Source organism: Arthrobacter sp. Y3221159, assembly GCF_059089885.1.
Genome location: NZ_JBNHFC010000020.1, coordinates 30,330 through 54,506 on the forward strand (window position 1 = coordinate 30,330; position 24,177 = coordinate 54,506).

At 66.9% G+C, this 24,177-nt stretch carries 21 protein-coding genes; 9 read left to right on the forward strand and 12 right to left on the reverse strand.

Translation table 11 applies throughout. The features are described 5' to 3' along the window. Nucleotides 1–49: 49 nt before the first annotated feature. Nucleotides 50–856, forward strand: a complete 807-nt coding sequence (locus AC5RT3_RS17585; protein WP_494124780.1) for a LysM peptidoglycan-binding domain-containing protein — start codon at nt 50–52, stop codon at nt 854–856. A 230-nt stretch (nt 857–1,086) separates the two neighbouring features. Next, nucleotides 1,087–1,443 carry an Rv3235 family protein gene (locus AC5RT3_RS17590; RefSeq protein WP_494050834.1) on the forward strand — a complete coding sequence of 119 codons (357 nt, stop codon included), beginning with the start codon at nt 1,087–1,089 and terminating at the stop codon, nt 1,441–1,443. Nucleotides 1,444–1,528: 85 nt separating this feature from the next. On the opposite strand, the gene secA is transcribed toward AC5RT3_RS17590, so the two are convergent. The 7 genes from secA to mtrA all read right to left on the reverse strand — a co-directional run bounded on the left by secA (nt 1,529) and on the right by mtrA (nt 11,799). Next, nucleotides 1,529–4,270: a preprotein translocase subunit SecA gene (gene secA, locus AC5RT3_RS17595; RefSeq protein WP_494124781.1), complete on the reverse strand. Its 2,742-nt coding sequence runs from the start codon at nt 4,268–4,270 to the stop codon at nt 1,529–1,531. Between the two features lie 99 nt (nt 4,271–4,369). Continuing rightward, nucleotides 4,370–5,575, reverse strand: a complete 1,206-nt coding sequence (locus tag AC5RT3_RS17600) for a winged helix-turn-helix domain-containing protein (RefSeq protein ID WP_494124782.1) — start codon at nt 5,573–5,575, stop codon at nt 4,370–4,372. A gap of 29 nt (nt 5,576–5,604) precedes the next feature. Then, nucleotides 5,605–6,330, reverse strand: coding sequence for a ribosome hibernation-promoting factor, HPF/YfiA family (gene hpf, locus AC5RT3_RS17605; protein WP_494050836.1), 726 nt, complete (start codon nt 6,328–6,330; stop codon nt 5,605–5,607). Nucleotides 6,331–6,503: 173 nt separating this feature from the next. Then, nucleotides 6,504–7,394, reverse strand: a complete 891-nt coding sequence (locus tag AC5RT3_RS17610; protein ID WP_494124783.1) for a ComF family protein — start codon at nt 7,392–7,394, stop codon at nt 6,504–6,506. A 100-nt stretch (nt 7,395–7,494) separates the two neighbouring features. Next, entirely contained in the window at nt 7,495–9,207 is a 1,713-nt protein-coding gene (locus tag AC5RT3_RS17615; protein WP_494051341.1) for an LpqB family beta-propeller domain-containing protein, read from the reverse strand. Further along, nucleotides 9,207–11,000 carry an MtrAB system histidine kinase MtrB gene (gene mtrB, locus AC5RT3_RS17620; protein WP_494124797.1) on the reverse strand — a complete coding sequence of 598 codons (1,794 nt, stop codon included), beginning with the start codon at nt 10,998–11,000 and terminating at the stop codon, nt 9,207–9,209. The genes AC5RT3_RS17615 and mtrB overlap by 1 nt, the downstream gene beginning before the upstream one ends. Before the next feature lie 124 nt (nt 11,001–11,124). Beyond that, nucleotides 11,125–11,799 carry an MtrAB system response regulator MtrA gene (gene mtrA, locus AC5RT3_RS17625; RefSeq protein ID WP_009356825.1) on the reverse strand — a complete coding sequence of 225 codons (675 nt, stop codon included), beginning with the start codon at nt 11,797–11,799 and terminating at the stop codon, nt 11,125–11,127. Nucleotides 11,800–12,242: 443 nt separating this feature from the next. Between mtrA and AC5RT3_RS17630 the strand changes: the two genes are divergently transcribed. The 6 genes from AC5RT3_RS17630 to AC5RT3_RS17655 all read left to right on the forward strand — a co-directional run bounded on the left by AC5RT3_RS17630 (nt 12,243) and on the right by AC5RT3_RS17655 (nt 18,132). Beyond that, nucleotides 12,243–13,283: a DUF7847 domain-containing protein gene (locus AC5RT3_RS17630; protein WP_494124784.1), complete on the forward strand. Its 1,041-nt coding sequence runs from the start codon at nt 12,243–12,245 to the stop codon at nt 13,281–13,283. Further along, on the forward strand, nt 13,273–13,914 hold the full coding sequence (locus AC5RT3_RS17635) for a DUF4129 domain-containing protein (protein ID WP_494124785.1): 642 nt from the start codon (nt 13,273–13,275) through the stop codon (nt 13,912–13,914). The genes AC5RT3_RS17630 and AC5RT3_RS17635 overlap by 11 nt, the downstream gene beginning before the upstream one ends. A 71-nt stretch (nt 13,915–13,985) precedes the next feature. Beyond that, nucleotides 13,986–15,101: a DUF4350 domain-containing protein gene (locus AC5RT3_RS17640; protein ID WP_494124786.1), complete on the forward strand. Its 1,116-nt coding sequence runs from the start codon at nt 13,986–13,988 to the stop codon at nt 15,099–15,101. Next, nucleotides 15,098–16,093: an AAA family ATPase gene (locus AC5RT3_RS17645; RefSeq protein WP_494124787.1), complete on the forward strand. Its 996-nt coding sequence runs from the start codon at nt 15,098–15,100 to the stop codon at nt 16,091–16,093. The genes AC5RT3_RS17640 and AC5RT3_RS17645 overlap by 4 nt, the downstream gene beginning before the upstream one ends. Next, nucleotides 16,093–17,385, forward strand: a complete 1,293-nt coding sequence (locus AC5RT3_RS17650; protein WP_494124788.1) for a DUF58 domain-containing protein — start codon at nt 16,093–16,095, stop codon at nt 17,383–17,385. Before AC5RT3_RS17645 ends, AC5RT3_RS17650 begins: the two co-directional genes overlap by 1 nt. A gap of 33 nt (nt 17,386–17,418) precedes the next feature. After that, entirely contained in the window at nt 17,419–18,132 is a 714-nt protein-coding gene (locus AC5RT3_RS17655; protein WP_494124789.1) for a DUF4166 domain-containing protein, read from the forward strand. Between the two features lie 33 nt (nt 18,133–18,165). Here the strand turns inward: AC5RT3_RS17655 and AC5RT3_RS17660 are convergent, their stop codons facing one another. The 5 genes from AC5RT3_RS17660 to AC5RT3_RS17680 all read right to left on the reverse strand — a co-directional run bounded on the left by AC5RT3_RS17660 (nt 18,166) and on the right by AC5RT3_RS17680 (nt 23,023). Then, on the reverse strand, nt 18,166–19,230 hold the full coding sequence (locus AC5RT3_RS17660; protein ID WP_494124790.1) for a uroporphyrinogen decarboxylase/cobalamine-independent methonine synthase family protein: 1,065 nt from the start codon (nt 19,228–19,230) through the stop codon (nt 18,166–18,168). Beyond that, on the reverse strand, nt 19,227–19,634 hold the full coding sequence (locus tag AC5RT3_RS17665) for a chorismate mutase (RefSeq protein ID WP_494008749.1): 408 nt from the start codon (nt 19,632–19,634) through the stop codon (nt 19,227–19,229). The genes AC5RT3_RS17660 and AC5RT3_RS17665 overlap by 4 nt, the downstream gene beginning before the upstream one ends. Before the next feature lie 101 nt (nt 19,635–19,735). Beyond that, entirely contained in the window at nt 19,736–20,863 is a 1,128-nt protein-coding gene (gene mnmA, locus AC5RT3_RS17670) for a tRNA 2-thiouridine(34) synthase MnmA (protein WP_494124791.1), read from the reverse strand. Nucleotides 20,864–21,006: 143 nt separating this feature from the next. Continuing rightward, complete coding sequence (locus AC5RT3_RS17675; RefSeq protein ID WP_494124792.1) at nt 21,007–22,236, reverse strand: cysteine desulfurase family protein; 1,230 nt, start codon at nt 22,234–22,236, stop codon at nt 21,007–21,009. Nucleotides 22,237–22,333: 97 nt separating this feature from the next. Next, complete coding sequence (locus AC5RT3_RS17680; RefSeq protein ID WP_494124798.1) at nt 22,334–23,023, reverse strand: hypothetical protein; 690 nt, start codon at nt 23,021–23,023, stop codon at nt 22,334–22,336. 183 nt (nt 23,024–23,206) lie between these two features. Here AC5RT3_RS17680 and AC5RT3_RS17685 point away from each other — a divergent pair, with 183 nt between their 5' ends. Next, on the forward strand, nt 23,207–24,154 hold the full coding sequence (locus AC5RT3_RS17685; RefSeq protein ID WP_494050846.1) for a J domain-containing protein: 948 nt from the start codon (nt 23,207–23,209) through the stop codon (nt 24,152–24,154). The last annotated feature ends 23 nt before the right edge of the window (nt 24,155–24,177 follow it).

Below are 24,177 nucleotides of genomic sequence, written 5' to 3' on the forward strand. Positions count from 1 at the left end.
ACTGAACCAGTCACATCAAACTGCATCAAAGTGCATCAAAGGGGTAAAGATGGCACGACCGGACTCCACCCTCGGCGCCGACGCAACGATAGCCGCCGGCCTGCTGCTCCTGGGCGTGCTGCTTTCAGTCATCGGCGCGGGGCTCCTCGACCAATGGCAGGAATCCATTGCCCGGAACCACGAATTCACCGTGGACCAGATTCTGGGGGCGGCCGCAACAGCCTCCGGTGCCATCCTGCTCCTTTGGTGGCTGCTTTCTCTCGCCAGTGCGGCAGCCAGTTTGAATCTTGAGAAACGTGGCAGGATGCGTGCCGCCGCAGCGGCAGGCAGCATGGCACCGGCGTTCATGCGGCGGCTGGTCATTGCCACAGTGTCGTTCCAACTCTTGTCCGGGGCTGCAGCCAATGCGGCAGCACCGGGACCGGAATGGGCACCCACCAGCCAGGGACAGGAGCGAACCTCGACTGACACCGGGGACAACGCTTTGGCCCGGGAACAAGCCGCAGGAACCCCGGCTTCACCGGCTTCTGAGGCCCCCTCCAGCGACACTCCCCCATCAACATTTGAGCCCGGGTGGCAGCCGCGGGAACCTGTCGTCGAACCCGGGCCGCTGGCCGCGTCCCCCGTCCGGGGTGATTTCTCCTCACCGGCAACGGGCTGGCCTGCCGGGGCCGTGACCGTCCTTGCCGGCGACAGCCTGTGGGGCATTGTGGCGAACCATCTGGGCCACGGGGCGTCGGACGTGGACGTAGCCCTCGAGTGGCCGCGCTGGTACGAGGCCAACAGGGAGCTAATTGGCCAGAACCCGGATGTCCTCCTCCCGGGTCAGGTTTTGCTTCCGCCGGCACCTGCCTAACCAGCCGCCACCCGGCAGGAACTTGACCCGCCGGGCACCGACGGCACGAATTCATCAAACGAAACCACTACAAAGGGGAATCCATGTCTGCAGTCACGCCAATCCGTGCCGCCCAGGGACCAACAGCCAGCAATCCTGGAACAGGACGGGCGCCGGGGACAGCGGGAGTTCCGCTGGACCAGCGCCGCACCAGAACTCCCCGGCCGCCAAATGCACCAGGGCTTCGGGCAGTGGACGAAACAGCAGAGGTGCGGGCCATCACCCGCGGTACCGTCCAGGCCGCGATGGAAGTACTGGCCGGGATACGGCCTATCCACCAACTGGCCCGCCGGCTGGATCCGCGTTGCCTGGGGAATCTTCAGCACCGCGCTTCCCTCATCAGGCGGGAGATAAACCGCACCGGAAACCCGGCGCTGGCCCGGCTTCACCGAAATTCCATCGTCCGCTCGGTCCGCGTCTGCGAAGTCGCCGAAGGTGTTTTTGAAGCAAGCGCGGTGGTGGTGGACGATGTCCGTGCCCGCGCCGTCGCCGTCCGACTGGAGCGCAGCAAGCAGGTGTGGAGGGTGACCGAACTTGTCATCGGCTGATATGCAGAAAGGAGGCAGGTCCGGAACTTGCGGACCTGCCTCCTTAGGTGCCTACCGTCCGGGCACCCGATCAACAAGCGCTGGGTCAGCGGCGCTTCTTCTTGCCCGTCGACCGCCGGGCCGCATCCTGCGCCGCTGCCTTGGCGGGATTTCCGGAACGTCCGGACGATCGCGTCTCCACCCGGGTCTGGGTTCCGCCGGTTTCGCTCGGTGCCGTGTATTGCAGCTGAGCAGGCTTTTCAGGCGCTTCCAGGCCAGCCGCCTTCACCTGTGGCTCAACATGTTCAGTGTGGCCGCCGGCGGCATCCGGAACCACGACGTCCTGTGCAGGCGTGACTTCCACTTCCAGGTTGAACAGGAACCCAACACTTTCTTCGCGGATAGCCTCCATCATGCTCTGGAAAAGGACAAACCCTTCACGCTGGTACTCGACGAGCGGGTCGCGCTGGGCCATGGCGCGCAGGCCAATGCCTTCCTTGAGGTAATCCATCTCGTAGAGGTGTTCCTGCCACTTCCGCCCGATGACGGACAGGACCACACGGCGTTCCAGCTCCCGCATGCTCTCGGAGCCGATGGCTTCCTCCCGTGCCTGGTAGACCAGGCGGGCGTCGGACAGCAGCTCTTCCTTCAGGAATTCAACCGTCAGGCGCGACTTGCCGCCTGCCTCATCAATGATGTCCTCGGCCGTGACGGTCACTGGGTAGAGCGTCTTCAGGTTGGTCCAGAGCTGCTGGAAGTCCCAGTCGTCGCCGTTCCCTTCCGCCGTAGCGTCGTCGATCAGAGCCGTGATGGTGTCCTCAACGAAAAACTGCACCTTCTCGTGCAGGTCGTCGCCTTCCAGAATTCGGCGGCGGTCGCTGTAGATGGCCTCGCGCTGGCGGTTCAGGACGTCGTCGTACTTCAGCACGTTTTTGCGCTGCTCGGCGTTGCGGCCTTCCACCTGTCCCTGCGCAGAGGCAATGGCCCGCGAGACAAGCTTGGATTCCAGCGCGACGTCGTCCGGTACCGAGCTGTTCATGAGGCGTTCAGCAGCACCAGAGTTGAAAAGCCGCATCAGGTCATCGGTCAGGGAGAGGTAGAAGCGGGACTCGCCCGGGTCCCCCTGGCGGCCGGACCGGCCGCGGAGCTGGTTGTCGATCCGGCGGGATTCGTGCCGCTCCGTGCCCAGGACGTAGAGACCGCCGAGGTTCAGCACTTCCTCATGTTCGTCCTTCACCGACTGCTTGGCTGCTTCCAGGGCTGCCGGCCAGGCGGATTCGTACTCCTCCGAATTTTCCTCCGGGTCCAATCCGCGCTTTGCAAGTTCGGCAACCGCGGTGAACTCTGCATTGCCGCCCAGCATGATGTCCGTACCACGGCCGGCCATGTTGGTAGCCACGGTGACGGCTCCCTTGCGGCCGGCCTGGGCGACGATGGCAGCCTCACGGGCATGGTTCTTCGCGTTCAGGACCTCGTGCCGGATGCCTTCTTTGGCAAGGAGCCGGGACAGGTATTCGCTCTTTTCAACGCTGGTGGTGCCCACCAGGACGGGCTGGCCCTTTTCGTGGCGTTCGGCGATGTCACGCACCACGGCGTCGAACTTGACGGTCTCGTTCTTGAAGACCAGGTCCGGCTGATCGATGCGCTGCATATCCCGGTTGGTGGGAATGGGCACAACGCCGAGCTTGTAGGTGCTCATGAACTCGGCAGCCTCGGTTTCCGCGGTACCGGTCATGCCGGAAAGCTTGCCGTACATGCGGAAATAGTTCTGCAGGGTCACCGTGGCCAGCGTCTGGTTTTCGGCCTTGATCTCGACGCCTTCCTTGGCCTCGATCGCCTGGTGCATGCCCTCGTTGTAGCGGCGCCCGGCCAGGATGCGGCCCGTGTGCTCATCAACAATCAGGACCTCGCCGTCGAGGATGACGTAGTCCTTGTCCCGCTTGAACAGTTCCTTCGCCTTGATGGCGTTGTTGAGGAACCCGATCAGCGGAGTGTTCGCCGATTCGTACAGGTTGGAGATGCCGAGGTAGTCCTCGACTTTCTCGATGCCGCTCTCCAGCACACCGACGGTCCGCTTTTTCTCATCGACCTCGTAGTCCTTCTCTGGCTGCAGCCGGAGAACAACCTTTGCAAACTCGCCGTACCACCGGTTGGTGTCGCCCTGGGCGGGGCCCGAGATGATCAGTGGCGTACGTGCCTCGTCAATCAGGATGGAGTCCACCTCGTCCACGATGGCGAAGTGGTGCCCGCGCTGGACCAGTTCGTTCCGGTCCCAGGCCATGTTGTCGCGCAGGTAGTCGAACCCAAACTCGTTGTTGGTGCCGTACGTGATGTCGGCTGCATACTGCTGGCGCCGCAGGGCAGGATCCTGGTTGGACAGGATGCACCCGCTGGTCAGGCCCAGGAACCGGTAGACGCGGCCCATCAGGTCGGACTGGTATTCGGCCAGGTAGTCGTTCACAGTCACCACGTGCACACCCTTGCCGGTGAGGGCATTCAGGTAGGCAGGAGCGGTTGCCACCAGGGTCTTTCCTTCACCGGTCTTCATTTCGGCGATGTTGCCAAGGTGCAGGGCGGCGCCACCCATCAGCTGGACGTCGAAGTGCCGCATGCCCAGGGTCCGGGACGCGGCTTCCCTTACCGCGGCGAAGGCCTCCGGAAGCAGGTCGTCCAGTTTCCCGCCGTCCTGGTGCCGTTCGCGGAGACGGTCCGTTTCCTCGCGAAGTTCAGCGTCGGTGAAGGTCTTGAACGAGTCTTCGAGTGCATTGATGGAGTCGGCATAGTTCCGCAGTTGCCGCAGGGTTTTTTTGTCACCCGTGCGGAGTAGTTTTTCGATAAGTGATGCCACGTGAAAATGCTCCCAGTCTCATGCCGCCGAATTCTGGCGTTTTTAGTCTACGGGAGAGACCACCGGCAGACGCCGGTTTCCCTCAGAGCTGATACTCACCTATCCGAGTGCCACGGCTTTGGCGAGGCCCGGCGCCAGGTCGCCCGTAGGCTGCACCTCCACCTCACTCAGCCCCAGCCACTGAGCCATGAGGGCCAGTTCCGCGGCGAGTTCGACGCCGGTGTCCGCCGGTGCTTCCGGCTCGGCAAAGGCGGATCTCACAAGCAGCTTCCCGCCGGCGCGGTCGGCTTTCAGGTCCACGCGGGCGACGATCCTGTCGCGGAGGAGAAACGGAAGGACGTAGTAGCCAAAGCGCCTTTTATGTTCGGGAGTATAGATTTCGATCCTGTAGTGGAACCCGAACAGTTCCTCGAGCCGGCGGCGCTCAAAGACCAGCGAGTCGAACGGGCTGAGCAGGGCGCGCCCCACGGCCCGGCGTGGCAGCACGGCGTCCACGTGCCGGTAGATGTCACGTTTCCAGCCGGTTACCGTTACGGGTTCAAGCCTGCCCAGCCGCACCAGATGATCAACGGACTGGGCGGTTGCCTTGACGGGCGTGCGGAAGTAGTCGGCAAAGCAGCGGATGCTTCCGATGCCGTGGGCCTGGGCTGCGGCCTCCGTCAGCCGGTGCAGTGCCGCCGCCGGATCCGCGTCGCCGTTCCGGTCGGCGTGTGGCAGCACTCGTTCAGCCAGCGTGTACTTGCGCTCGAACTGTTCTGTCCGGGAGGCCGCGGAGACCAGCCCCTCCTCAAACAAATGCTCCAGCACCCGCTTGACCGCGTTCCAGTTCCAGCCCCAGTTCGCTTCCTGTTTTTCCTCGACGTGGCCAATCCTGGCGGTCAGTTCCGAAGCCGTCAGGGGGCGGCTGCTGGCAAGGGTTTCGAGTATTTTGGCCGTGATGGCGGCGCGCTGGCCGGGATCCATCCGCCCTGCACCCACCCAGGCGCGCCGTTGCCAGAGCCGGAGGTCCTGGTAGTGCTCGGGCCGGATATAGCTTGCCTCGTGGGCCCAGTACTCCACCATGCGGCGTGGGTGGGTGCCGGACATCCGCTGCAGGATGGTGCGGTCGTAATTGCCAAGCCTTGAGAAAAAGGGGAGGAAATGGCTGCGTGAAAGGACATTGACGGAGTCGATCTGTACCAGCTGTATTTGGGCAAAGGTCCGGCCCACCGTCCGTGAAGTTACGGGGCCGGCGGGCCGTCCTTTGTGAAGTCCCTGCGCTGCCAAGGCGATCCGCCGTGCCTGGTCCAGGCTCAGCGGTGGCACGTCAGTCCTCTCTGGCGGCTATGGCCACCTTAAGCGTTGGCTGCAGATTCATCCGAGCGGTAGGCAAGGATCTTTTCCTCGATTACCGTGTCCCCGGGCTCGCATTCGTGGTCAAGCGTGATGACCCCGTAGGTCCAGCCGCGGCGCCGGTAGACCACCGACGGCGTGTTGGTTGCTTTGTCCACGAAGAGGTAGAAATCGTGGCCCACAAGCTCCATATTGTCCACGGCGTCATCCAGCGAAAGGGATGCGGCCGGAAAGACCTTGCGGCGGATCAGCACGGGGGAATCCCCGGCCGGGATGTCGTTGTCCACGTCATAAGGGGACTTGTCAACAGGCGTTGCCGTGGCTTCGTTCCGGTGGCTTGCCTCGACATAAAGCGGTTCGTGGGTACTGGCAGGCTCGAGTGTGGCGGTCGCTTCCCGGACGGCCTTCGGAGTGTGCCGCCCGTGGTGGACCTTCTTGCGGTCCTTGGCGCGGCGGAGACGCTCAAGCAGTTTGTTGTATGCAAGATCGAACGCTGCGAACTTGTCGGCGGCACTGGCTTCGGCACGGATCACAGGCCCGCGGCCCAATACTGTCACCTCAACGGTCAGCTGGTCGCCGGTCTGCCGGGCATTCGTCTCCTTGGAGACTTTGGCATCGACGCGCTGGACTTTGTCTCCAAGCGACTCGATCTTTGAGATCTTCTCCCCGGCGTATTCGCGGAACCGGTCTGAAACTGTCAGATTTCGTCCGCTGATCATAAACTCCATGGTGCCCTCCAAATGACTTCGGTGACACGACGGCGGCACTTCGCTGGGCCGAGCTGTTTGACAGTCAAGCCCCTCTCCGAGCCGCCATCGACAGGTACATTCTGTTCTTGGTACCCACCACCGACGTTAGTTCATAGCCATCCGTTATTCATCCTTTCCCGGTTTATTTTTTTCTAAGTCATGGTTGCTTCCGCGGCCCCGGAGGCATCCGTGCCGGCGCCAGCAGCGTCGGGCGGGCGTGTCGCGGCCAGGACCACCGCACCGGTGACTAAGGCCCCCGCCTGGTGCAAAGCCCGGGCCGATTCGGCAAGGGTGGCGCCGGTGGTAAGGACGTCGTCGACGATGATGCAGCGTCGTCCGGCAATCCGTACCCCATCCCGGCGCCGGACCTTCATTGAGCCGCGAACACGCTTGGCCCGGGCTCCCCGGCCGAGCCCCTTCTGCCCTCCGGCCCCCTGGACGCCCGCCTTGCCGGCCTTGCCGAGGACGTCCGCCACCGTGACTCCCGGCATCAGCCGCGCCACCTGTGCCAAGAGCAGGTGGACGGGGCTGAAACCCCTGCTCATGAAGGCCGTGGAACTGGTGGGAACGGGGACAAGACAGGCTGCCTGCCCCTCCCCCGCCGCGGCCAGGACACCGCGGGCAAGGGCTCTGCCAAGGCTGCTCCTGAGCTGATGCTGGCCATGCCGTTTGAACGACAGGAGCGCCTGCGCAAGTTCCTCCCGGTACACGCCGGAGGCTACGACCGGCAGCAGCACCCTCCCGCCAATGTCCATCAGCGCCGGCGCTCCGGTCTCCGCACGGAACGGATCCCTGGTCAGGCGCCTGATTTGCCGGTCGCAGGCGGCGCAGAGCACGTGGTCTTCAGCGCCGCAGCACACGCAATCCACCGGAACGGCCAATGCCAGCAGCTCAGCGGCCGCGCCGGACAGCTGCTCCGCCAGGCGCAGCAACCGGCTGCTGTGCTCCGACCGGTGCCGGGCGGATCGGGGTGGCAGGGGAAAGAGATCGGGATCGGTCCGGGGGCAGCGGCCGGGGGGAGGCAGGAAAACTGGACTGGTCATGGCTCCACGTTCCAGGCCGCGGGCGTTGAAGGACAGTCCTCCGTCATGCCATGTGGACAGTGTGGGGGAGCATGCGGCAGTTCGGCCGCAGCTCCTGTGGTTAACCGGGGAAGGACGGATCGATAGGTCCCTTGATCTGCGGTGACCAGCCGTTGCCCAGCCGCTGGAAGATGCCCTCGGCTGACTGCCCGTAGACCTCTTCGGCGCCATTTCCCGCGCTGAGGGCCACAAGCCCGGGCCACGGCGCCAGTTGCTGCGGCTGGCCGGACGTGAGGGACAGCAGTTCCGGCGTGACGTTGGACGCCGCCGCCCCCTTCATCACCGCCACCGTTGTGTCACTGACCCACGCCCCCTGGTCAGGGTTGCTCTCGGTGGCCAAGGTGACAGGTGCCGTCAATTCACGAGGGGTTCCGTCACCGCCACGGATGATGCCGGCCACCTGTACCCGCGTCCTGCCGTTCTGTTCCGATATGACCAGGGCCCGTACCCCCTCCCGCGAGATCCGGAGTTCCTTGACGGTCCGGCCGGCGAGCCATGCGGGGGCAAGGGTGACCGAAGGGACGGACGCCCCCTCGGCCACCCCGCCCGGGCGGTAGGCAACTACTTCCGTGGCGCCGTTCGCTCCCGGCCCTGCAGTCCACACCCAGTCGTTGAGGTCAAAGGAGGGGCGGCTCAGCGTGCTCCGGGTGGTAAGGGACCGTGCGGGCTGTCCAGGGTTGATGCCGTAGAGGGTGGTCCTGCCGTCGTTGAGGAACGCTGCCGTCTGCGATACCGGGGATTCCGCCGGGAACCGGGGATTCAGTGCCGAGACCGGCTGCATGTCCGGCAGCGGGGAAACCCTGTTGTTCTCGTACCTCACCAGTTCGTTGCCGCTGATGGCGATCTGGCGCGACGGCACGCTCTTGTCCTGCACCGGCGGCAGCACGGATCCGTCGTCCTCCACCCGCACCAGGTCCTGGTTCGCCCGCAGCTCCACATTGACCACATCGGGCTGGCTGCGGAACGTCAATGTCAGCTGCATCTGCATGCGCAGGCGGTCCTCCGGGGAGGTCTCCATCAGTTCCTTCGCCGTCAGGTCAACCTGCGCTGCCCCGGACACCACCGGGACGGATTCACGGGCCAGCTTGATGCCGGAGGGGAAAGCGCTGGCCACCACGCCCCGCAGGTACGGTGCAGGCCCGGCAAGCAGGGCGCTGGTCATCGCCTTCACGGTCTTATTCCTGATGAACCACCGCACGTCCGGGACCGCAAAGGTGAAGGTGGGATCGTAGAAGTAGATGGGATAGGCGCCGTAGATCACCTTGAAGGTCTCTTCGGCGATGGCTGTACCGTCTGGAATTGCGGAGATGCGCCACTCACCGTCCACCTGGGTGACGGTCACGGGGATCTTCTCCACTGTTCCTTCCGGCGATTGCGTGGCGATCCCGTCCGCATCGATCGTGTAGGCGACGTCGAGCTCGTAGTTGTAGACGTTTTCGGTGTCTGTTGCCACCACCCGGGCGTCCCTGTAGACGAGGGCACGCTGGTCCGGCTTCCAGGACACGGAGGAAGCCTGGGTCAGATATTGGCGGGCGACGGCGTAGTCGTCCTCATACCCGCTTCCGGCCCGGTAGAAGTAGTCGATGATGGTCTCGGGCGAGGCGCCCGGCTGCGGTGCTGCCGGAAGGAACACGGGTGCGCTGAGGTTGCCCGCGCTGCCTTCGCTGCTCTTTCCCACTGGTCCGGAGGTGGGGATGCGCGCGCAGCCGGCCAGCACGAACGCAAGGGCGAGCAGGAAGGCGGCCACCTTCACCAGGAGCAGGCGACAGGGCATCATGGAGTTTCTTTCGACGTCGGCACCGGGGCCAGGCGCGCAGCGCCGGTTTCAAGGACCAGCATGTTGCGATTGTCCATTTCCCTGGGAATGTTGCGCGGTTCACCGGGAGCCATGACGTCGTCGGGTTCGAGCTGGACAGGCGACGTATCGATGTCTTCCCCCTGGTGGAGCGGCAGGGTGAGCCGGAAGTTGGCGCCGGAACCTTTCCTGCCCCAGGCTTGCAGCCAGCCGTTGTGCAGTTTGGTGTCCTCCATGGCGATGGACAGGCCCAGTCCGCTGCCGCCCGTGGTGCGGGCCCGGGCAGGGTCCGCACGCCAGAACCGGTCAAAGACCCGGGCGGCCTCCGAAGGCTCCATGCCTATGCCGCGGTCACGGACAGCAATTCCGACGGCGGCCTGGTTGGCTGCCACGGTGACGGTGACGGGTTTCCCCTCACCGTGTTCAACTGCATTGAGGATCAGGTTCCGCAGGATCCTGTCGATGCGCCGGGCGTCCATGTCCACGACGATGGGCTCGGCGGGGGCACTGAGGACGATCTCTGAACCGTATTCAGCCGCCACCGGCGCCGCGCCTTCGATGACGTGCGCAACAACCTGCAGGATGTCCTCCGGCTCAGCATCCAGGACGGCCACCCCGGCGTCGAAGCGGGAAATCTCCAGCAGGTCGGACAGCAGTGACTGGAAGCGTTCCACCTGGTTGTAGAGCAGTTCCGCCGACCGCTTGTTGATGGGGTCGAAATCATCGCGGGCGTCATACAGGACCTCAGCTGCCATGCGCACGGTGGTCAGCGGAGTCCGGAGCTCGTGCGAGACGTCGGACACGAAACGCTGCTGCATCTGGGACAGGGTGGCCAGCTGGGTGATCTGTTCCTGGAGGCTGGCAGCCATGTGGTTAAAGGACGCACCAAGGCGCGCCACCTCGTCCTCGCCGCGGACCACCATGCGTTCCTGCAACTGCCCGGCGGCAAGTTTCTCAGAAACCATGGCGGCGTGGCTGACCGGGCTGACCACGTTGCGGGTCACGTACCAGGCCACTGCGCCGATCAACAGCACCAGCACTGCGCCGCCCGCCCAGAGCACGCGCTGGATTTCATCCAGGGTCTGCTGGGCGGTATTCAGGTCGTAGATCAGGTACAGCTCGTAAACGGTCCCGTTGAACGTCACCTTGTTGCCAACGGCGATACCCGGCCTGTCCTCGGTGCCCACGGGAATGACAGTGGATGCCCAATACTGGTCCTTCCCGGATTCCTGGACCGCCTTCCGCAGTTCAGGGGGGATAACACTCACCGTCAACTGGTCCGAAGCGCGGGACTCAACCCACCGGTTCCTGGGCTTGGTCTGCTCAGGCATCGCTTCGAACACGTAGCGGCGCTGGATGACGGAGCCCCTGCCTTCCACGGCGTTCAGGGTGTCGTAGACCAGGGTTATGACGCTGGACTGGTCGGTGACCTGGGCGCCGTCGAACGTGTCCTGGACCTGCTTGACGTTGTAACGGGTCTCCGACTCCGCCTGCGTCAGGCGCTCCTGGAACAAATTGTTGGCGATCTGGTGGGAGAGGTACGCCCCAACCGCTGCGAAGGACGTGACGGCCAGGAGCAGAGTAGTAAGGACAGTGCGGAACTGCAGGGAGCGGCGCCACCGCCGCTGTAGGGCGCGACCGAGGTGGCGCAGTGCCGGAAGCAAGCGGCGGAAGCCTGTACCGACGAGGCGTGCAACGCGAAGACTGACAATCAGGGCCCGGCGCTGCCAGATGCGCCCTCGAAAGGCCAGTTCCCGGAATCCGGGGGTCAGGGAGTCCGAATGTTCGGGGGCCGGCTGCAGCCCGCCTGCCCCCTGAACAGTTGGGGGGCCTCCGGTTGAGGGGGGTTCCGGCGGCGGTACGCCGGCTTTCCGTCCCTCCCCGGAAGCAGCGGGGTCAGGCCCCTGCTTTGTAGCCGACACCACGCACCGTCATTACAACTTCGGGAGCCTCAGGATCCCGCTCAATCTTGGACCGCAGGCGCTGTACATGGACGTTCACCAGGCGCGTGTCCGCAGCGTGGCGGTAGCCCCAGACCTGCTCGAGCAGCAGCTCGCGGGTGAACACCTGCCACGGTTTGCGTGCCAGTGCCACCAGGAGGTCAAATTCGAGCGGCGTGAGCGAGATCCGTTCGTTACCCCGGCTGACGGTGTGCCCCGCGACGTCGATGGTGATATCGGCAATCCGGAGGGTTTCCGGTGCTTTCTGGTCGCCCGGGCGGAGGCGTGCCCTGACACGCGCCACCAGCTCGGCGGGCTTGAACGGCTTGGGCACGTAGTCGTCGGCTCCTGATTCCAGGCCGCGGACGACGTCAGAGGTGTCCGACTTGGCTGTCAGCATGACGATGGGCACGTCCGATTCGGCACGGATCTGCCGGCACACCTCGATGCCGTCCACGCCGGGAAGCATGAGGTCCAGCAGTACGAGGTCCGGCCTGGATGACCGGAAAACGTCCAGCGCCTGGGCGCCGTCGGCGCAGAAGACCGGCTCAAAGCCGTCATTGCGAAGTACAATTCCAATCATTTCGGCCAGCGCTTCATCATCATCAACCACCAGAATGCGTGCCTTCATAGTTATATATTCCCTTATCAGGCAGCCTTTGTCCTGTTCAGCAGCCTCCGGCATGGCGGAACGCTAGGACGGCCGACGCCGGAACTATAGGCTGGGGGCATGCCGGACCTTCCCGGCGCCCTTCCGCGCAGCGCGCCGGGCGCTGCGGGCAGCTGACGGCCTGGTACGGGGGAAGGAATAGGGTGGCACCACAAGATTCAGGCCCGCAGTGGCCCTCTGATTCGCCGTGGCCGGGGCGGCAACCTTGGCCCGGGCAGCAACCAGGTTCGCAGTGGCCAGGTCAACAGCAGCCTCCCGGGCAACAGCCCTGGGGACCGCCCGGCTGGCAGCAGCCCGCCGGCCAGCAGCCGCCGGCGGGCCCGCCGCCCGCACCCGGCTCGCCCTACGCCGGGGCTCCTTACAACGGAACGCAGAACGGCGGCCCGTATGGCCAGCCCCGCTACGTGGCACCGCCTAAGCCTGGCATCGTCCCGCTGCGCCCCCTGATGTTCGGCGAGATCATGGACGGCTCCTTCCAAGCCATTCGGCGGAACCCGAAGGCCATGCTGGGCGCCGCCGTGCTGGCCCAGTCTCTGTCGGCCATCCTTGCGGCCGTCATCACGGCCTTCACCGCGACCTCCATGGGATCCGTCGAAGCCTGGGCGGGAAGCGCCAGCCCGGCCGAGGCAGCATCGCTGGGCATTGGCTTCTTTTCCGCCTTCCTTGTGGTCGGCCTGCTGACACTGCTGATTTCGGCGGTCCTGCAGGGCGCGATGGTGGTCCCGGTGGCACGCGCAATCCTGAATCGGCGGACGGGTTTCCGCCAGATGTGGGCACTCTCCCGGTCACGCGCCGGGGCCCTGATCCGCCTGGCGCTGCTGCTGGCGGGCGCCGGCCTGCTCGCGTTCGGGCTCCTCGTGGCGGTTGCGGTAGCCCTGGTGTCCAGCATGGAAGGAACCGGAGCGCTCCTGCTCATCCCGCTTGTCCTGGCGTTTATCGCGCTGATCATCTGGATCGCCGTCAAACTCATGGTGGCTCCCGCCGCCGTCGTGATTGAGGAACTGGGAGCCCTGGCGGGGCTGCGGCGGTCCTGGGACCTGACCCGCGCCAATTGGTGGCGGATCCTCGGCATCACGCTGGTGGTGGGCATTTTGGTGGGGATTATCAGCCAGGTGGTGATGATCCCGGTCAGCCTGCTGGCAGGATTCCTCACCACATTCACCGATCCACTGGGCGGCGGTGGTGAGGCGGCAGCCACCGCCGTGGCACTTGGCGTGGTCACTGCTGTCCTCGGCGCCCTGGTAGGTGCCCTCGGATACGCGTTCCAGACGTCCGTCATGGCGCTGCTCTACATGGATCTGCGGATGCGGAAAGACGGCCTGGACATCACCCTCCTGCGCCTTGCAGAATCGGGCGCCGATCCCGACGGCGTTCCGGGCCGCGGGACAGACGGCGTCCGGGGACCGGAAAACGGACCTCCCTCCGGTCCTTGGCATGTCCGCTGAGCCCCCCGTACTCCCCGGCGCAGGGGAAGCCCGGCGGTGGGCCGAGGAAGAACTCGCCAAAGCGGAGTACCGCGAGGCCGCGCCGTCATGGATTGAAACCGTCTGGGAGAACTTCCTTGACTGGTTTTCGTCCCTGGACGGATCCACGGACTCCGCGGGGCCCCTGCCGAGTCCTGTGATCGGGATCGTGATTGCCCTGATCATCGCGGCCGCCGTGATCCTCGCCAAACCACGCCTGAACGCCGCGTTACGCCGATCCAGGGAAGTCTTCGAACCGGACAGCGTCCTTTCCGCCGCTGAGTACAGGCGACGCGCCGAGGCGTCGGCGGCGTCAGGGAAATGGGGCGACGCCGTCGTCGAACGCTTTCGTGCACTGGTACGCGCCGCTGAAGACCGGACCATCCTGGAACCGCAGCCCGGGCGCACGGCAGACGAAGTGGCCCGTGAGCTGGCTGTGCCGTTCCCCAAGGAAGCAGGGCGCCTGGAGCGCGCGGCAGGCGTTTTCGACGCTGTCCGCTACGGAAACCGGCCGGCAAGCCCAGGCGATTACCAGGACCTGGCCGGCTTGGACGCCGACCTCGAGGCATCGAAGCCAGAGTCCGCACTGCAGCCACCGGCGGCCCTGGGATGACGGATACCCTTCCTGCCGGTGTCCCCGGGACGGCGCCGCCGCCCGCCCCCGGGTGGACACCTCTGCCCTGGGTGCGCAAGCACCGTGCGTTCACGGCCCTATGCGCGGTGGTCGCCGTCGCCCTGGGCCTGGTTGTCTGGGGCCAACTGGCTCCCCGGGGTGACGCGGTTCCGCTGTCCCCCGGCAACGCGGGTCCGGACGGTGCACGGGCCGTCACCCAGATCCTGGGGCGCCACGGAGTGGACGTGCACACCGCCGGAACGTTCGAGGATGCGATGTCGGCGCTGGGGGGAAGTTCCGCCGCCACCCTCCTGCTGTATGACCGCCACGGGATCCTCGACGAACCGCGGCTCCGTGAGCTGGCGGCTGCAGCTGGTGAGGTTGTGGTGGTCACGCCGCGGCTGGAAACACTCACTGCTCTGGACAGCGGTATCACGCAGGCAGGAGTGGTGCCCGACGATGCTCCCCCGCTGGCCCCTGGCTGTCCGTTCCCCGACGCCCAGGTGGCAGGGGACATCTCGGGCAGCCAGGGTTTCGTGTACGACGGCGGGGTGTCCTGTTACCGGCCTTCCGGAACTTCCGCCGGGCTGCTGGCCGTCAGCGGCGACGGACAGCTGACAGTGCTGGGCAGCACGGTGGTCCTGGGGAATGGGCAGCTGGATGAGCTGGGACATGCTGCCCTTGCGCTCCGGACCCTGGGCAAGTCTCCAGACCTGGTCTGGTACCTGCCGTCACTGGAGGATTTGGCGGCATCCGGGTCCGGGCAGACCCTGGACGAGCTCGCGCCGGAGTGGGTCCGTTTCCTGGGTCCCTGGCTGCTGGTGGTTGCCCTGGCCGCGATCGCTTGGCGCGGCCGGAGGCTCGGCCCGCTGGTGTTCGAGCCGCTGCCAGTGGTGGTGAAGGCAGTGGAAACCGCAGAGGGCCGCGCCCGGATGTACCACGATGCACACGCGGTGGACCAGGCGCGGGACAACCTCCGCGCCGGGATCCTGGTACGGCTGGCCGCGAAGCTGCGGCTGGGACCAGGCGCCTCTGCTGACACCATCACCGAGGCGGCGGCACGGTTGCTGGGCCGGCCGGCAGCCGATATCCGGGACCTCGTCAACCAGCATCCCAACAGCGAGTCCCGGCTGGTCGCCTGGGCACAGGAACTGGACAACCTAGAGAAAGAGGTCAACAGCCGATGAGTGAACACGGCAGCGGCCAGCGGGTCCTGGACCCGATGGAGCACGATTCCGCCCGGCAGGCCCTGCTGGATGTGCGCCACGAAGTATCGAAGGCGGTGGTGGGGCAGGACGCTACGGTCACCGGCATGCTGATCGCCCTGCTGTCCCAGGGGCATGTGCTGCTGGAGGGTGTGCCGGGCGTGGCAAAGACCCTGCTGGTGCGGGCCCTGTCCGCGGCACTGGACCTGGACACCAAGCGGGTGCAGTTCACCCCGGACCTAATGCCCGGCGATGTCACCGGGTCCCTGGTTTACGACTCGCACACCTCGGAATTCACGTTCCGGGAGGGGCCGGTTTTCACCAACCTCCTCCTCGCGGACGAAATCAACCGGACGCCGCCCAAGACCCAGGCCTCGCTGCTGGAGGCGATGGAGGAACGGCAGGTCTCGGTGGACGGCGTGTCCCGCCCGCTGCCCGCCCCGTTCCTGGTGGCCGCCACGCAGAACCCAGTGGAGTACGAGGGCACCTATCCCCTTCCGGAAGCCCAGCTGGACCGCTTCCTGCTCAAGCTCACCATGCCCCTGCCCGAGCGTTCGGCGGAGATGGAAGTCATCCGCCGCCATGCAGCCGGTTTTGACCCGCGTGACCTGGCAGCGGCCGGGGTTAGGGCGGTCGCGGGCGCCACAGACCTGGAGCGGGCCCGGCACGCCGTGACGGGCGTCGCCGTCGAGCAGGAAATCATCGGCTACATCGTGGACGTGGTGCGGGCCACCCGCACGGCGCCGTCCTTCCTGCTGGGCGTTTCGCCGCGTGGAGCCACGGCCCTTCTCAACACCTCCCGGTCCTGGGCCTGGCTGTCCGGCAGGAGCTTCGTCACCCCCGACGACGTCAAGGCGCTGGCCCTGCCCTGCCTCCGGCACCGGGTTGCGCTGCAGCCCGAGGCCCAGATGGACGGGGTCCGGGTGGATGACGTGCTGGGCAGCATCCTGGCATCCGTTCCCGTTCCGCGCTGATGGCCATTTCCGGGCACTTTGTCCTGTTGGTGCTGCTGGGCCTGGTTCCGGTCCTGCTGCTGCCCGGATGGGGAACGGTATTTGCCGTGCTGGCCGTCCTCGCCGCCGTATGCGGCACCGACCTGTTATTCGCCGGCGCACTGAAACCGGTCCAGGTGCTGCGATCCGATCCCGGCAACGTCACGCTGAACGGGACGACGGAGGCCCGGCTCATTGTCCGCAATGACGGGAGCAGACGACTGCATGGCACGCTGCGGGACGGCTGGCAGCCGTCAGCCGGAGCGCAGGACCCGGTCCAGGGCATCGATGTTCCCGCGCATGAAAGCCGGCGCATCACCGTGCGGCTCCGGCCGGTACGCCGTGGCGACCTCAAGGCCCCGCACGTCACGCTGCGCTCCTTTGGCCCCCTGCGCCTGGCAGCCCGCCAGCGCACCATTGATTGCCCAGGCGCGCTGCGTGTCCTGCCGCCGTTCCATTCGCGGCGGCACCTGCCCTCCAAACTGCGGAAGCTGCGGGAGCTGGACGGGAAAGCGGCCGTCCAGATCCGCGGGGCCGGCACCGAATTCGATTCGCTGCGGGACTACGTCCGGGGCGACGACGTCCGGTCCATCGACTGGCGCGCAACCGCCCGCCGGTCCGCCGTCGTGGTCCGCACCTGGCGGCCCGAACGCGACCGCCGGGTGGTGATGGTCCTCGATACGTCGCGGACCGCGGCAGCGAGGATCGGCGACGAAACCCGCCTCGATACCGGGATGGAGGCGGCGCTCCTGCTCGGTGTCCTCGCCGAGCGGGGTGGCGACCGGGTGGACTTCCTGGCCTTTGACCGCAGGGCACGGGCCCGGGCAGGTTCCGCCGTTCAGGGCAACCTGTTGGGACAGCTGGTCCAGGCCATGGCACCGCTGGATCCGGAGCTCATCGAAATGGACTGGCCGGCCGTCCCTGCCCAGGTCCGCGCCGTCACGGCCCACCGCTCCCTCGTAGTGCTGCTGACTTCCCTCGACGGCGGCGCACCGGAGGAAGGGCTCCTGCCCGCCGCCGCCCGGCTGGCCCAGGACCATGTGGTGGTGGTGGCAGCTGTCCGGGACCCGCAACTGCGTGCAATGGTGCGGGAGCGCGGCGATGCTGCCGGGGTGTTCCGGGCCGCCGCGGCGGAACGTGCCCTCCTGCAGCGCGCCGCCGTCAGCGCCGAGCTCCGCCGGTACGGTGTGGAAGTGGTGGACGCCGAACCGCACCAGCTGCCGCCGCGCGTCGCGGACATGTACATCCGGCTCAAAGCTGCCGGTAAATTGTGAGACCAGTAGTGTGTTGCGCCCAGGAGGAGCTTTGTGAACGTGCCCATTTACCAGCAGGTCCTTGGAACGGACTTCGCCAGGCTGCAGCCGGAACTGCAGGAGTACTTCTCCCTGGTGCCCGGCTCGGGCCGCTACGGCATCGGTGAAGGGACATTCGATGTGGTGGGCTGCCGGCAGGAGTGGCTGCGCCCGCTGCTGCGGCTGACCAGCGGGGAGGAGGCCTTCTTCCCCGAATATGGCGAGAACATTCCGTTCCGGATCGAGAACCACGCCCACCAGGACCCGTTTGGCCGTTCCAGCCTTACCGCCCGCAGGGAGATCCGGTTTCCCGGACGGACCCGGATCTTCCAGGACACCACCAGCGCCACCATCCGTAACGGGTCTCCACAGCTGGTGGACTACGTGGGCCGCTACCGCCGCATGGTGACCGACCTGAACCTGAGTGCCACCGCGGAGGGACGGCTGCGCGGCGTCTCGGAAGCCTCCCGGCTGTTCCTTGGCCCGCTCCGGGTGCCCTTGCCGGCGCCGGTCGACGCCAAGGCGTACGCCGAGCAATGGTGGGATCCCGCAGGCGGTACCAATGGCAAGCACCGCATCCAGGTCAAAGTCATCCAGCCGCAGATTGGTTTGGTCCTGGTTTACGCCGGAAGCTTCGACTACCGGTTGCGCCCCTATACCGGAGGCAGCGCAGCCCAAAGCTTCCTTCCCCGCTACGCACAGCCGGACCGCTGGGAGAACAGGGTCTAGGGCGGGCCCGCCCTGGCCGGCCGGCCCTGCCGGTTAGCCCAGGGCGAGCTGGTTCAGCCCGTCCGCCAACTGCGTCAGCCTGCCCAGCACCGCGGTGGCCTGTGCAGGGGTGCGGCCGGCCAGGCCCGCCGACGGCGTGACGCGGAGGGTCCGCAGGGACGACGCCGGCAAGCCAAGCTGCCGCCACGGCCGCCAAACGGATTCCACGCAGTCCACAACCTTGGGAAGGGTTTCCCCATCCACGTCCAGCGCCCCGGCCCACAGCCGCTTGCCTGCCTCCACCGTCCCGGCCAGGTGCTCCCACTGCCGGGTGGTCAGGGCCTTCAGGGGCACAGCGACGCCGTCCGCGCCGGACGCCAGGATCGGCTCGAAAGGTGCTTCGATGGCGGGCACGGACACCACCACCTCGCCGGCTCCCGCGGCGCGAAGGGCTTCAACCACCAGGCGCCATGCTTCACGGGCCTCCGCGGTGGCAACGGCCCGCAGCGTACGGTAGCCACTGGCAGTAGGGATGGTGCCGGCGAGCACGGCGGCGATATCCGGTTCATCCAGCTGGACCACCAGCCGTGCACCGGGCACGGCTGCGGCTACACGGGCCAGGTACCCTCCTACACCCGCAGCGAGCGACTCAGCCAGGTCCCGCCGTGCACCATAGTCGACCAGCGCGCGTTCGCCGTTATGCAGGTGCAGGCCGGCGGCCAGGCTAAGGGGGCCGACCAGCTGGACCTTGATTTCCTCCGCGGACGCCTCCTCGGTCCCCGCGACGTCGGCCAGGACGTTGATGTCGGTGGCAAGCGCCGAGGCTGCACGGCGCACATCCTTGCCCGGACGGTCCACGAGCCGCCACCCGTAGGGCTGGACATCCACGGCCAGTTCCTCGAGCAGGGACGCGGTACGGCCCAAGGCATCGGAGCCTACGCCCCGGGCCGGCAGTTCAGCCAGGAACGGCAGGTGCGGTCTGCCGAGTTCTCCACGGATAATCCTGGCAGCTTCCAGGGGGTCCTCGCCCGGCCATGGCCCCAGCCCGGTCGCCGTTACTTCCGCTGGCGGGGCCTTCTTGGGCGCGGCGGCGGGTTCGTGACGTTCAGCCACGGTCATGCGAGTGCTGATGCCTGCGGGTGCTGGCCGGAGGCGGCCTGGTGGTCCTCGGCGATCGCCTCGTGGTGGCGGATGACCTCGCCGATGATGAAGTTCAAGAACTTTTCGGCAAAGGCCGGGTCCAGGTGGGCATCCTCGGCGAGCCTGCGGAGCCGTGCGATCTGGGCAGTCTCGCGCCCCGGGTCACCCGCGGGAAGCCGGTGGGCGGCTTTCAGGAAACCCACCTTCTGCGTGGCCTTGAAACGCTCCGCAAGGAGGTACACCAGCGTGGCGTCGATGTTGTCGATGCTGGAGCGGATGGACAGCAGTTCAGCCATCACCGAACTGTCCACCTGGCCGGCCAGGGAGCTGGCGGAGGGATCGTATTCGTCGGAGTCTGGTGAGGGGAGGTTGTGCTGCGTCATGATCCCAGTCTATGGGCAGCGGGACTGATGGGCCGGGTGTTAAGCGCGGGTGCCGGGGCCGCCCCGGGGCCAGCGGCACAGCTCAGATGCCCACCCGTGGTTTACAGCGCGGCGCGCTGCAGGGACCGGGCGGCGTCGATGGTCGCCTGGCCCAGGACGCGGCTGCCCTGGTAGAGGACAACTGTCTGCCCGGGCGCCACGCCGCGGAGGGGGTCTGCCAGCCGGACCACCAACTGGCCGGCTGACTCCCCGTCCGTCTCGATGCGGGCGGTGGCGGGCACCGGGTCGCCGTGGGCGCGCACCTGGGCGTAGCAGTCAAACTCCTCCCCGGTTTCCACTTCCCGGATGGGCAGGCCCGCCCAGGACACCTTGATGCCGCGGATTTCATCGATGGCCAGCAACGCCTGCGGTCCCACGACCACCTTGTTTTCCTTGGGCCTGATCTCGAGCACGAAGCGGGGCTTCCCGTCAGCGGCGGGGGTTCCCAGCTTGAGGCCACGGCGCTGTCCGACCGTAAACGCGTTGGCGCCGGGATGCTCGCCCACCTTGGCTCCGGTCTCGTCCACGATGTCGCCGCGGGTCATCTCGATCTTCTCCGCGAGCCAGCCCGCCGTGTCGCCGTCGGGAATGAAGCAGATGTCATGGCTGTCCGGCTTGTTGGCCACCGACAGGCCGCGGCGCTCGGCCTCTGCCCGGACTTCGGCCTTGGAGGGCGTGTCGGCGAGCGGAAACATGGAGTGCTTGAGTTGTTCGTGGGTCAGGACACCCAGGACATAGCTTTGGTCCTTTGCCCAGTCCGCGGCGCGGTGCAGTTCGCGGTTTCCGTCGGCGTCCTCGATGACCTTGGCGTAGTGGCCGGTGCAGACGGCGTCGAAACCCAGCGCGATCGCCTTCTCCAGCAGCGCCGCGAACTTGATGCGCTCGTTGCAGCGCATGCAGGGGTTGGGCGTGCGGCCGGCAGCGTACTCATCAATGAAGTCCTGGACCACGTCTTCCTTGAAGCGCTCCGAGAAGTCCCACACGTAGTACGGAATGCCCAGTACGTCACAGGCCCGCCATGCATCGCGGGAGTCCTCAATGGTGCAGCAGCCGCGGCTGCCCGTCCGCAGGGTGCCAGGCATCCGCGACAGCGCCAGGTGGACGCCGACGACGTCGTGCCCGGCCTCGACGGCGCGGGCGGCGGCAACGGCGGAGTCAACTCCGCCGCTCATGGCTGCTAGAACTCGCATGCTGGCTTTCTGTCGGGGAAGGTTTTGGCCGGCGCCACGTGGCTGGGGACCGGCTGTGCGGATCGAACGGGCAGGCTCCCGGAAACGATCCTCGCCTATCTATTCTACGGCCTCATGTAAAGTGTCCCGCCGCAGATGTCGAGTCAGCGGCTGCCTGGCCCTCGGCGGGCAATGGTCCCGGCCGTCTGGATCGAGGACTCGTGACCGGCCATGCCTGCCTGCCGGGCACGCACGTAGGCATCGGGCAGGGCACCCAAGAGGGCGTCGACGTCGGCATCCGTGGAAGCATGGCCCAGCGTGAAGCGCTGTGCCCCGCGTGCTGTCTCCTCGTCAAGCCCCATGGCCAGCAGGACGTGGGAGGGCCGCGGCACTCCGGCGGTGCAGGCGGAGCCCGTGGATGATTCCACCCCGGCGAGGTCCAGCAGGAAGAGCAGTGAGTCCCCTTCGCAGCCCGGGAAGGTGAAGTGTGCGTTGCCCGGGAGCCGGCCGGTACCGGGGGCGCCTCGGAGGACGGCTTCCGGAATCCGTTCGAGGACGCCCTCGATCAGGCGGTCCCGCAGGGCTGCGATGCGCGCCGCTTCATGGCCCAGATGGAAGGTCGCGGCCGCGGCGGCCGCAGCGAAGGCGGCAATAGAGGCCGTGTCCAGGGTGCCGGAGCGGACGTCCCGCTCCTGGCCGCCGCCGTGCTGGACCGGCGTCAGCTTGACCGCGCGGCCCAGCAGGAGGGCTCCCACGCCCACCGGCCCGCCGATCTTGTGGCCGCTGATGGACATGGCGTCCAGGCCCGACTCCTTGAAATGCACAGGAAGCGACCCGAACGCCTGCACGGCGTCCGAATGCACGGGAACGTCCGCGGCATGGGCCAGTTCCACTATGCGGTGGATCGGCTGGATGGTACCCACCTCATTGTTGGCCCACATCACGGTCACCAGGGCAATGCCGGCGGGATCACGGGCGAGTTCAGCCTGAAGGAACGCCAGGTCCAGCACGCCCTCGCCGTCCACGGGCAGCCACGTCACCTCCGCGCCTTCATGGCGCTCCAGCCACTCCACGGTGTCCAGCACTGCATGGTGTTCGACGGCGGAACACAGGATGCGCCGCCGCTCAGCGTCCTCCGCCCGGCGGGCCCAGTACAAGCCCTTGACGGCAAGGTTGTCCGATTCGGTTCCGCCCGACGTGAAGATCACTTCGGACGGGTGGGCCCCGGCGGCGGCAGCTATTGTTTCCCGGGCGTCCTCCACCGTCCGGCGTGCCCTCCTGCCCGAGCCGTGCAGTGACGACGGGTTTCCCGTGCGGGCAAGTTCGCGGGTCAGGGCAGCCAAAGCCTCAGCTGAGAGCGGGGTGGTTGCAGCATGATCGAGGTAGGCAGGCACCCTGTAATTCTAGCCGTTTGGGGCCCGGCGGCTCCCGGCAGGCAATCCTTGCAGGGACAGTTTCGGGACATCGCTCCCCTGGGTGCCGCCTGGCAGCCTAGTTCGACGGCGGCAGGACCTGGAGCCGGGTGCCGACGTCGGCGCGGGCTCCGGCGAGGGAGGCGGCATCGGGACAGGACACCGAGACGTAGACAGATGCGCCCGCCGTCGCGAAGAGCCGCGCCATTACAACTGTTGCCCTGGCGCCGGGTGCGGCCTGCTCGAGGAGCAGGACCTCCACCCGGCGCTCCGGCGCTTCCGGATCTTCACCCCAGCGCAAGGAGTCCGTCTTCAGGTAGCCCGGCAGGATGGTGGGGTCCAGGTACTCGAAGAGCGCAACAGTCGATTCCCGGTCGTCCGCACGGGCGAGGGCCTCCTGGCCGCCGCGGACCCTGGCAGAAACCAGGCAACCATCCGCCTTCAGGTACTGGCTTTCCCCCGCCACGTTTTCCTTGACTGCCTGCCAGCCCGGCGCGTCCTTCAGCCCGTCGGAAATCCCGACGGGCACCCCGCGGGCCAGGATGCCACCGGCGCTGAAGGGCAGGTCCTGTGCAGCCACGGCTGCTGCATCATGTCCCGGTGTAATGGTGGGGGTGGCCGGGTGGGTTGGACTTTCCGCCGCTTCCGGGGCGGCGGGATCCGGCACGTCCAGGCTGCACCCGCTGAGGAGGACGGGGACCAGCGCGGCTGCCAGCACCGCCCTCCGCCCGCCGTCGATGGCGGGCCGTCCCGCCGTCGGCGTTTCCATCTCCACCCCAGTACCTTCCCCATCGGCCGTCCGGCCGTGCCCCCACGAGTCTAGACTGCCGGAAGGGCGGGAACCTGCGGAGCCAGGACGGTCGTTGTCACATCAGGGCCGGCCGCAATGCTGGCTAAACTGGGCTGGCCCGGCTCCATTCACGGGCCGGACCACAAGGAAAAGGATGTGTGCTTGAGCGAGCTCAACAGCTCCCACTACCAGGTCCTCCAGGTGGCGGTCACGGCCACCGACAAGGAGATCAAGGTGGCCTACCGCCGTGCCGCCCGCACCGCCCATCCGGACCATGGCGGTGACGCTGCGGCCTTCCGCCGGGTGACCGCCGCCTACGAGACCCTCATCGACCCGCAGCGCCGCAAGGCATACGACCGGTCCTACGCGGCAGGCACGGTCCGAGAGGCTGCCGACAATGAGGCCCACTTCGACGCCCCTCCCGCGGGCAGCCGTGCGTCAGCCACCGTCCACCGGCCGGGCAGCGCCCGGAACACGGCCGGGGACCCTCCCGTCTACGTACCTGCCTACGAGGGCGGGACGCCGGGCAGTGTTCCGCTCATCCCCCTGGCACAGGCCAGCCAGCAGGTACACGGCATGCCACGCAAGCGCGGCATTTTTGGTGCCGAGGCCCGGATCCAGCGGGAAATGCGCACGGTGCAGCTTCTGACCCGCCAGGTCCTGCCGGCGATTCCCGCCGCCCGGCTTGTCAACGGCCTCCAGTCGCCGGCGGACAACAGCCACATCGACCATGCGGTCCTCTCCGGCTACCGGTTGGCCCTGGTCAATTCCATGCTCCTTCCCAAGGGCGCGTACGCCTGGGATGGCAGGACCCTGAACCACGGCGCGCGCACCATCGCCCCGCCGCAGCTGGCCCACCTGGTCCGGGCGATGCAGGACATCTTTCCGGAACTAAACGTCACCGGCTGGACCGTGGTCCTCAGCCCCACCGGCAACCTGCACGAGCCCGTCATCGACCACCACCGGCGCCCGTCCGGAGCCCTGGACACCGTCCAGATAGTCAACGCGGCCGGCATGGTCCGGGGCATTAAGGAGTTCCTTGCCTCCGGACCGGCACCCAACACCGTCAATGTCCCCGTCCTGGCCCGGCTGCTGCGCGGCATGCACTGAACGGATTGGCCGGCCGGCTGTCG

Excerpts from the sequence above, each read along its gene's own strand:
- AC5RT3_RS17660 (WP_494124790.1), bottom strand. The coding sequence starts at position 19,230 with ATGACCGTGGCTGAACGTCACGAACCCGCCGCCGCGCCCAAGAAGGCC.
- AC5RT3_RS17680 (WP_494124798.1), bottom strand. The coding sequence starts at position 23,023 with ATGGAAACGCCGACGGCGGGACGGCCCGCCATCGACGGCGGGCGGAGG.
- mtrA (WP_009356825.1), bottom strand. The coding sequence starts at position 11,799 with ATGAAGGCACGCATTCTGGTGGTTGATGATGATGAAGCGCTGGCCGAA.
- AC5RT3_RS17665 (WP_494008749.1), bottom strand. The coding sequence starts at position 19,634 with ATGACGCAGCACAACCTCCCCTCACCAGACTCCGACGAATACGATCCC.
- AC5RT3_RS17635 (WP_494124785.1), top strand. The coding sequence starts at position 13,273 with ATGTCCGCTGAGCCCCCCGTACTCCCCGGCGCAGGGGAAGCCCGGCGG.
- AC5RT3_RS17645 (WP_494124787.1), top strand. The coding sequence starts at position 15,098 with ATGAGTGAACACGGCAGCGGCCAGCGGGTCCTGGACCCGATGGAGCAC.
- AC5RT3_RS17585 (WP_494124780.1), top strand. The coding sequence starts at position 50 with ATGGCACGACCGGACTCCACCCTCGGCGCCGACGCAACGATAGCCGCC.
- AC5RT3_RS17650 (WP_494124788.1), top strand. The coding sequence starts at position 16,093 with ATGGCCATTTCCGGGCACTTTGTCCTGTTGGTGCTGCTGGGCCTGGTT.
- AC5RT3_RS17610 (WP_494124783.1), bottom strand. The coding sequence starts at position 7,394 with ATGACCAGTCCAGTTTTCCTGCCTCCCCCCGGCCGCTGCCCCCGGACC.
- hpf (WP_494050836.1), bottom strand. The coding sequence starts at position 6,330 with ATGGAGTTTATGATCAGCGGACGAAATCTGACAGTTTCAGACCGGTTC.
- mnmA (WP_494124791.1), bottom strand. The coding sequence starts at position 20,863 with ATGCGAGTTCTAGCAGCCATGAGCGGCGGAGTTGACTCCGCCGTTGCC.
- AC5RT3_RS17615 (WP_494051341.1), bottom strand. The coding sequence starts at position 9,207 with ATGCCCTGTCGCCTGCTCCTGGTGAAGGTGGCCGCCTTCCTGCTCGCC.